8 protein-coding genes are annotated in these 7,970 nt (G+C 59.9%); 6 read left to right on the forward strand and 2 right to left on the reverse strand.

Features of this window, described 5'->3' with window-relative positions; translation table 11 throughout:
* The first annotated feature begins 1 nt into the window (after position 1).
* The gene (locus tag B2P82_RS02710; protein WP_290494973.1) at positions 2 to 2,506 is read left to right on the forward strand and encodes a zinc-dependent metalloprotease; all 2,505 of its coding nucleotides are present in this window, start codon (positions 2 to 4) and stop codon (positions 2,504 to 2,506) included.
* A 59-nt stretch (positions 2,507 to 2,565) separates the two neighbouring features.
* Here B2P82_RS02710 and B2P82_RS02715 read toward each other — a convergent pair whose 3' ends face one another.
* Positions 2,566 to 2,826: a hypothetical protein gene (locus B2P82_RS02715; RefSeq protein ID WP_290494975.1), complete on the reverse strand. Its 261-nt coding sequence runs from the start codon at positions 2,824 to 2,826 to the stop codon at positions 2,566 to 2,568.
* Positions 2,827 to 3,010: 184 nt separating this feature from the next.
* Here B2P82_RS02715 and B2P82_RS02720 point away from each other — a divergent pair, with 184 nt between their 5' ends.
* From B2P82_RS02720 to B2P82_RS02735, 4 genes are all read left to right on the forward strand, one after another.
* The gene (locus B2P82_RS02720; protein WP_290494977.1) at positions 3,011 to 4,075 is read left to right on the forward strand and encodes an enoyl-CoA hydratase/isomerase family protein; all 1,065 of its coding nucleotides are present in this window, start codon (positions 3,011 to 3,013) and stop codon (positions 4,073 to 4,075) included.
* Between the two features lie 61 nt (positions 4,076 to 4,136).
* Entirely contained in the window at positions 4,137 to 4,838 is a 702-nt protein-coding gene (locus B2P82_RS02725; RefSeq protein WP_206992666.1) for a DUF805 domain-containing protein, read from the forward strand.
* Between the two features lie 190 nt (positions 4,839 to 5,028).
* On the forward strand, positions 5,029 to 5,523 hold the full coding sequence (locus tag B2P82_RS02730) for a MarR family winged helix-turn-helix transcriptional regulator (protein ID WP_233347660.1): 495 nt from the start codon (positions 5,029 to 5,031) through the stop codon (positions 5,521 to 5,523).
* 130 nt (positions 5,524 to 5,653) lie between these two features.
* Complete coding sequence (locus tag B2P82_RS02735) at positions 5,654 to 6,340, forward strand: hypothetical protein (RefSeq protein ID WP_290494979.1); 687 nt, start codon at positions 5,654 to 5,656, stop codon at positions 6,338 to 6,340.
* A gap of 10 nt (positions 6,341 to 6,350) precedes the next feature.
* On the opposite strand, the gene B2P82_RS02740 is transcribed toward B2P82_RS02735, so the two are convergent.
* Positions 6,351 to 6,902, reverse strand: a complete 552-nt coding sequence (locus B2P82_RS02740) for a c-type cytochrome (RefSeq protein ID WP_206992668.1) — start codon at positions 6,900 to 6,902, stop codon at positions 6,351 to 6,353.
* A 176-nt stretch (positions 6,903 to 7,078) separates the two neighbouring features.
* Between B2P82_RS02740 and mutL the strand changes: the two genes are divergently transcribed.
* A partial coding sequence (mutL, locus tag B2P82_RS02745; RefSeq protein WP_290494982.1) for a DNA mismatch repair endonuclease MutL occupies positions 7,079 to 7,970 on the forward strand: 892 nt, incomplete at its 3' end.

Genomic DNA, 7,970 nt, shown 5'->3' on the forward strand with positions numbered 1-7,970 from the left:
TGTGCGGGGATTGAAGAGTCTGGTTTTGGCGATGGTGGCGACGCTCGTCCTTCCACTGGCGTGGGCGCAGTCTGGGAATTGGGCCGAGGAAACCGGATCGCTTGTTCACAAGGAGGGATTTGTTGACCTCTACCTGGATGCGGATGGCGGGCGCGTTCTGGTCGCGCTGCCTGCGCCGGACGCGGAGGGCGTTGCCCTGCGCGCGATCCAGGCGACGGGGCTGACGGCGGGACTCGGGTCCAATCCGATCGGGCTGGACCGGGGCCGCGCCAATGCCGGTGAGATCGTGGCCTTCCGCAAGGTAGGCGACAAGGTCATCGCGGAGATCGAGAACTGGACCTATCGCGCCAGCGCCGACAATCCGCTGGAGCGCAAAGCCGTGCGGGATTCCTTTGCGCGCAGCTTTGTCTGGTCGGGTGAAATTCTCGGCACCGGACCGGAGGGCGAATTGTTGGTGGACCTGTCGTCCTATCTGACGCGCGACACGATGGATGTGCGCGCGCGGCTGAAACAGCATCCCAAGGGCGGCGCGTTCCAGATATCGAAGGACTTGTCCATGCCGGACGTTTCGGCGGCGCTGGCCTTTCCGGACAATGTCGAGTTTGACGCCTTTCTGACGCTGAGCAGTGACGAACCGAAAGCGGAAGTCTGGGCCACGGCAGCCGATGCGCGCTCTGTGACGCTGGTGCAGCACACATCGCTCGTGCGCTTGCCGGATGACGGCTACACGCCCCGCATGTTCGATCCACGCAGCGGTGCGATTGACGTCGGCTACTATGATTTTTCCGCGCCCCTGAGCGGACAGGTCGGGCAGTCCTTCGCACGCCGCTTTCGGCTGGAAAAGCAGGACCCCACTGCCGCGAGCAGCCCCGCAAAAGAGCCGATTGTCTTCTATGTCGATTCCGGTGCGCCAGAGGAAATCCGTGCCGCCCTGATTGAAGGGGCATCCTGGTGGGCCGAAGTGTTCGAGGCAGCTGGTTTTCCGGACTCCTATCGCGTGCAAGTCCTGCCCGAAGGCGCCCATCCACTTGATGTCCGCTATAATGTGATCCAGTGGGTGCACCGCCAGACCCGCGGCTGGTCCTATGGTGGTGGACTGACCGATCCGCGTACGGGTGAAATGCTGAAAGCCAACGTTATTCTGGGTAGTCAGCGTGTGCGCCAGGACAGGATGATTTTTGAAGGACTGGCGGGCGCATCAAAGACCGGCACTGGCGCGGCGGATGATCCTGTCCAGATCGCTCTGTCCCGTATTCGCCAATTGGCTGCGCATGAAGTTGGCCACACGCTTGGCTTTGCCCACAATTTTGCGGCGTCCTCGAATGAGCGCGCGTCGGTGATGGATTATCCGGCACCGCTTGTTTGGGTCGGCCAGAATGGGGAGCTGGATTTCTCAGCTGCCTATGATGTCGGAATCGGTGAGTGGGACATAGTGTCTGCAATGTGGCTCTACCGGCAATATCCTGATGGCACGGACGAGAATGCTGCAGGAGACGAACTGTTGGAATCGGCCTGGGGAAGCGGACTGCGATACATCGATGATCCGCAGGGGCGTGGCGTGGGTACCGCGCATCCCTATGCGAGCGTCTGGGACAATGGCACAGACCCTGTCGCCTCCCTGACGGAGGTGATGCGGGTACGGAAAGTAGCGCTTGAACGGTTCGGCCTCGGCGCGCTGCAGCCAGGCGAGCCGACCTCGCGTCTGCGGGCGGTGATCGTGCCGGTCTATCTTTATCATCGTTATCAGGTGAACGCAGCGGCGAAGATGATCGGCGGTTATGATTTCCACTATGCCGAAACGGGGCAGGCCAATATTGGCGGAGCGCCTGTGCCGGCAGATCAGCAACGCGGCGCGCTCAGTGCGCTGGTGGCAACGCTGGATCCGGCCGTGCTTGATCTGCCAGACCGGACGCTCGACCTGTTGACGCCGCCGCTGGTGTCGTTCCGTGGGGCGGGCGCGGGGGCGGAATATTTCCCAGGCGAAACCGGGGCGATGTTTGATCTTCTGACAGCCGCTGACACATCGGCCTCACAAACCTTGGGCGCCTTGCTGCATCCCCAGCGCGTTGCACGCCTGATCGAGACTGAACGCCGCGACGCGAACGCGCTGAGCTATGGTGATGTCTTGCGCGAAGTGGAGGAGGCGCTGTTCAAAGATGCTGACACGCCACGTCAGGCGAGTATCCTGCGGCGCGAGCAAGTGCGGTACGTTTCCGTACTGATAGACCTTGCCGCAAACACAAATGCGACGCCTGAAACGGTGATCCAGACCAATGCATATCTCAGCGCTCTGGCGCGCCGGATTGTGTCCCGTTCGCGGCGAGCTGATCCAGCGGATGTGGCAGTGCGGGACGAGCTCTCCCGTCGTATTACAGCCCATCTCGACAGGCCATCTCTACCCGTCATGCCGTCCACACCTGAAGTCGATATCCCGCCCGGCAGCCCCATTGGCGCAGGCAGCGCCGAAGCTTGCTGGCATTGCGATACGGCGCTGTTACCACGCTAGGCGGAGGGGTCATTTGAGAAGTTCCTGCCTCCTCACCCTGCCGCTACAAAGGGAATGGATCAGATAAACTCGACACCGGTCTCGCGACCGAGTTGCCAACGCCGCTGACACAGGCGCGGTTGTTTACTGTTGGGCAGACGGATCGAGAAGGTTTCTGGCAGATTGATTTCCTTGCGGGTCGCAAAGCGGACTCCGCCGGATGAAATGTTGCGAATATCGCACGGCACCGAGCGCAAGAGACCCAGTTTCAGAATACCTTTGGCGATCACCGGAGTGCGGCGTCCGCGCAGCTCTGCGCCGGGAAGGTCGGTCTGTCTCATAGGCGAAGAATAGTCTCAACGAGTAAACATTCGCGGTTTGGTATTGCCAGGAATTTCCAATCGGGATTTGCGGACTGTTAACGTCCTGACGCACGAGTCGGGCTTGATCCGCGAGGCGTCGAATGTAGGGGTAGACGAAACAGATAATGATCGGCGTAAAGCGCCTGAGACAAAGGGATAAAGCATGTCGAATGACGTATCGGTGGAGACCCATCGCGGTGTGGGACGAGTTACGCTGACGCGGCCAAAGGCGTTGCATGCGCTGAACGCACCTATGTGCGACACCATCTTGGCCGCCTTGGAACGCTGGGCGGCAGACCCGACCGTTCATTTGGTCATGATCGACCATGAAGAAGAAACGCGCGGGTTCTGCGCTGGCGGTGACATTCGCATGCTGGCCGATAGCGGCGCGGGGGATGCGAGCGAGGCGCGCGCTTTCTTCAATGTCGAATATCGGATGAATGCCGCGCTGAAGACCTTTCCCAAGCCGGTGCTGGCGATCATGGATGGTGTGACCATGGGCGGAGGGGTCGGCCTGTCTGTGCATGGCTCTCACCGGGTTGCGACCGAGCGCACGCTGTTCGCCATGCCGGAGACCGGGATCGGCCTGTTCCCGGACGTGGGGGGTGGCTGGTTCCTGCCGCGCCTGTCGGGCTATCTTGGTACATGGTTGGCGCTGACGGGGGCGCGTTTGAAGGGCGCAGATGTCGTTGCGGCCCGGGTGGCGACGCATTTCCTGCCATCGGAATTGGTGCCGAACCTGAAAAAGCAGATCGAAGGTGCGGATTTTTCCGTCGGTGCCGCCGAGATGCTGAACGAGATCCTGCGCGGCATGACCCATCCTGTGCCAGTGGGCAGCTTTGCGGCGCATAGCGATTTGATTGATGATTGCTTTGCAAAGGACACCGCCGAGGAGATTGTTGCTGCGTTGGACGCGGCTGACAATGAGTGGGCATCCGAGCAGGCGGCGACCATTCGAACGAAGTCCCCAGAGACTGTGAAGGTTGCTCTTCGTCAGGTTCGAGATGGCGCCAAACTTGATAACTTTGAAGAGAACATGCGGATGGAATACCGCGTTGGCTGGCGCAAAGTGCAAAGTCATGACTTCCTTGAAGGCGTTCGCGCGGTCATTATCGACAAGGACAATGCTCCGAAATGGAAGCCGGCCACGCTGGAAGAGGTCAGCGATGCGGACGTGGCGAGATATTTCGAGCCTTTGGGCGACGATGAGTTGACCTTTGGGGATTGAGCGCGAGCCAAGGCCTTGAAATAGTGGCCACACTCAAAGTTGGGGCGATTCAGGAGCATGTATGCGCGGACAAGTATTGAAGGCTGACTCTGTGGAGGGGCTAGGCCTCATCCTCGGAGACGATGGTGTGCGCTACAATTTCTCCCAGGCACAGGTGCGGGACAACAATCGGCTCGTCCAGGGACATGTTGTCGATTTCGTCGGTATGGGTGACGAGGCGCGCGATATCTATTTGCTCCAGGCTACCGGACAACCCTCTACACAGCCAGTTCCGCCGCAGCCCGTTAGTCAGGGGTATGCGGGGGCTGCACCCTATGCGCAGCCCATGGCAGTCAAGAGTGACGGTATCTGGACGTACTTTCTCAGATGTCTGTCATCCAGCTATTTCAAGTTCAATGGCCGCGCACGCCGCCAAGAGTATTGGGGATACATATTGTTTTCGATACTTGCGCTCATCTTGGCGTTTGTTGTCGACACGATCCTCACCCTATCAATATTTGGCGTCGACGACTCCGAGGGATACTTTCTCCCTCTCTTCACCGCGCTTTGGATACTTTATACAATCATTCCGGGTATAGCTGTCACCGTACGGCGCTTTCATGATCAGGATCTGTCCGGCTGGATGTACCTGCTGAACTTGATTCCCTATGTCGGCGGCCTGATCGTTTTCGTATTCATGCTGATCGACAGTCGTGCAGAGCCGAACGTGCATGGGCCTAGTCCGAAATACGGCATTCGCGGCACGGTCGACACGTTCGCTTGAGCGAATACTTTCATGATATCCAAGTCTGGCAGGCCCAAATCGTTACGTAATAGTAACGGTTAATGTATTCGCGTGGATATTAACCTTTTACTCTTGAGAAAAGGGCATGCTTATCAATTCATTAGGATTGCTCGTGTATTTCTACTCAAACTACAACAAAAGTTGAGTGAATAGTTGAGTGGTGATGAAAATGATGATTGCAGAAGCGCAGGATACTGCGAACAATTCGTTGGGCGAGTCTTTCCTGAAGTCTTTGTCTTTGCTTGAGCAGGCGCACCGTCGTCTTCATGATGTTGTGAAGGACGATCTGGAGCGCGGCGGCGAGAGGTCGCTGACCGGTGTTCAGGCATTGTTGCTTTATGAAATTGGCGAAGGCGAAGCCCCCGCATCTGTTCTTCGGGCTCGTGGCGCCTTTGCTGGCACCAGCCTCTCCTACAACGTCAAGAAACTCCAGGAAGGCGGCTATCTGATCCAGACCCGCTCCGAAGATGACAAGCGCACCGTCACGCTCAGCCTGACCGAGCGCGGTCTGAAGGTTCGCAAACGGGTCGAGGCCCTCTTCGAGAAGCAGGCCGGCGCGCTTGAGCCAACGGCCAGCGTGCGTCCGGATGACCTGTCGCAACTGAACAAGACCATTTCGCGCCTTGAGCGCTTCTGGTCCGACCAGATCCGGTTCCGCCTCTAAGCGCGCGGATTACATGGACGACTAAAAAAAAGCCCTCGCCAATTTGGCGGGGGCTTTTTCATTTTCATGGATTCCACGCGAGACAGAAAATGGTTTTCAACCCCAGATTTCTTCACTAGGTTTCTCTGCGATGAGGGGATTTGGGGTTCTTTTTCTCGGGCTGGCATGGGCCGCACCCGCTTCGGCAGGGCCTTGGTCCCAACCGCATGAAGGTTGGTATGCCGAGGCCGTCGGCACTGAAGAGGAGCTGGAAGGCGTCCGTGGAAACCGGGTTTCGCTCTACGGCGAGCATGGCTTCGCACCGAACTGGACGGTTACCGCAAAATCAGAGGCGGTGGCCTATGAGGTCGGTAGCCAGTTCAACAAGGAGTTCTGGCGCGCCACGCTGCGTCGGCAACTGGTCACCCACAAGGGGTGGGCCGTCGGCGTTGAAGGCGGCCTGGTTCATGGCAGCTCCCTGGCCGGTGTATTCGGGTGCGACGAGTGGGGCGCCGAAGCCCGCCTCAGCGGCGGCCTGTCTGGCCTGCGGGGCGGTCGCAACTTCTATGTCTTCGCGGATGCCGCTGTGATCCGTCATGAAGATGGCTGTGTCCGCCAGCGCGCCGAGTTCGGCTATGGCGTCGATATCTGGCGGGACTTCTTTGTAAGCCAGCAGCTTTGGGTCGAGCGCGGGAACGAAACGGCGGATTCAAACAAGTATGAGACCAAGCTTGGCTATCATTTCGGATGGGCCGATGTGGCGATCGGGTATCGAGAGGAATTTGCCGGAGAGTTTGACGAGCATGCTGTGCTGCTCGCCCTTATCCTCCGGCATTAATCACACCAGTCTATTCCGCAGGGACGTCTTCCGGGGTAGCTTCGGCGGTGAAGCCGGTCTCACTCATCAGGTAGGCGACAACCGCCAGGCGGTCGTCCGGTTTGCGTACACCCGCAAACGTCATGCGGTTGCCAGGCAGGAAAGTGCGCGGGTTCTCCAGCCAGTGATCGACCTTGTCGGGCGTCCAGATGAAGTCGGCTTCTTGCAGGGCAGGGGAATAGGCAAAGCCCTCCAGTGTGCCGGCCTCACGACCGAACAGCCCATGCAGGTTCGGCCCAACGAGGTTGCCGCCGCCTTCCGCCGTAATGTGGCAGGATTGGCAGAGCTTCCAGGTGCGGCGACCTCGCGCATAATCGGCGGTATTGTACGGGGCGGGCAGGGCCGCGAACGGTGATACCGCATCAACCGCCGCTTCAGCGGGGGCAGCGGCGGGCGCCGCTTCTGCCGGGGCCTTCGCCGGAGGTGCTTCCTCGGCCGGGGTGTCATTTGCAGGCGCATCTGAGCCGCCACAAGCGGTGAGCAACACTATTGCGGCGACGGCGAGGGAAGAAGTCAACTTCATGGAATTTCAGGCTCCGGAATGTTCCGGCGCACTTTGTGGGGTAACCGCACGGAAGGCAACCGGCCTGCGTCAACTGGACGCCGGGCGCGAGCCGGACATACCCGCCTTGGCTGGTCCCTGTTGAAACCGTGCGGGCAGGCGGGGACAAAGCGCGTCAGCCGGGGTATTGTAACCAGATGCCTGATTCCGCCCGCCCTCGCCCCGAGATTCGCAAGCTGCCACCTGATGTCGTGAACCGGATCGCGGCGGGCGAAGTGGTCGAGCGCCCGGCGGCCGCCGTCAAGGAATTGGTCGAGAATGCTCTGGACGCTGGCGCTCGCCGTATTTCTGTCTCCATCGAAGCGGGGGGCCTGAAACGGATCATCATCGAAGATGATGGCTGTGGCATGTCTGCCGACGATCTGCTCGTCGCGCTGGAACGCCATGCAACCTCCAAGCTCGTGCCGGATGCCGGCGGGCGGGTGGATTTGCTGAACATCCACACGATGGGCTTCCGGGGTGAAGCGTTGCCGTCGATTGCCTCGGTCAGCCGCTGCAGCATTTCATCCCGCGCGACCGGCGAAGACGCAGCCGAAGTCTTTGTTGAGGCGGGACGGATGGAAGGCCCTCGCCCGGCGGCGTTTACAGGGCGCGGCGAGACTGGCACCCGCATCGAAGTGCGCGACCTGTTCTATGCGACTCCCGCCCGGTTGAAGTTCATGAAGGGCGAGCGCGCCGAAAGCATGGCTGTGACTGACACGATCAAGCGTCTCGCCATGGCCAATCCGCATGTTGCTTTCTCGCTGGAAAATAATGGCCGGAACTCGCTGCGCTATGCCGCTGAAGCCGAAGGCGCCTCCGGCCAACTGGCCCGGCTCGGCGCAATCATGGGACGTGATTTCCGTGAGAACGCGCTGGAGATTGATGCCGAGCGCGAAGATGTTCGCCTTGCTGGCTTTGCCGGCCTGCCGACGCTCAATCGCGGCAACGCCCAGATGCAATTCCTGTTCGTCAATGGCCGGCCCGTGAAGGACCGTATGCTGAATGGCGTAATCCGCGCCGCCTATCAGGATTTCCTGGCGCGCGACC

Origin of the sequence: Hyphomonas sp. UBA4494, assembly GCF_002388935.1 — a bacterium.
Classification (GTDB): Bacteria; Pseudomonadota; Alphaproteobacteria; order Caulobacterales; family Hyphomonadaceae; genus Hyphomonas.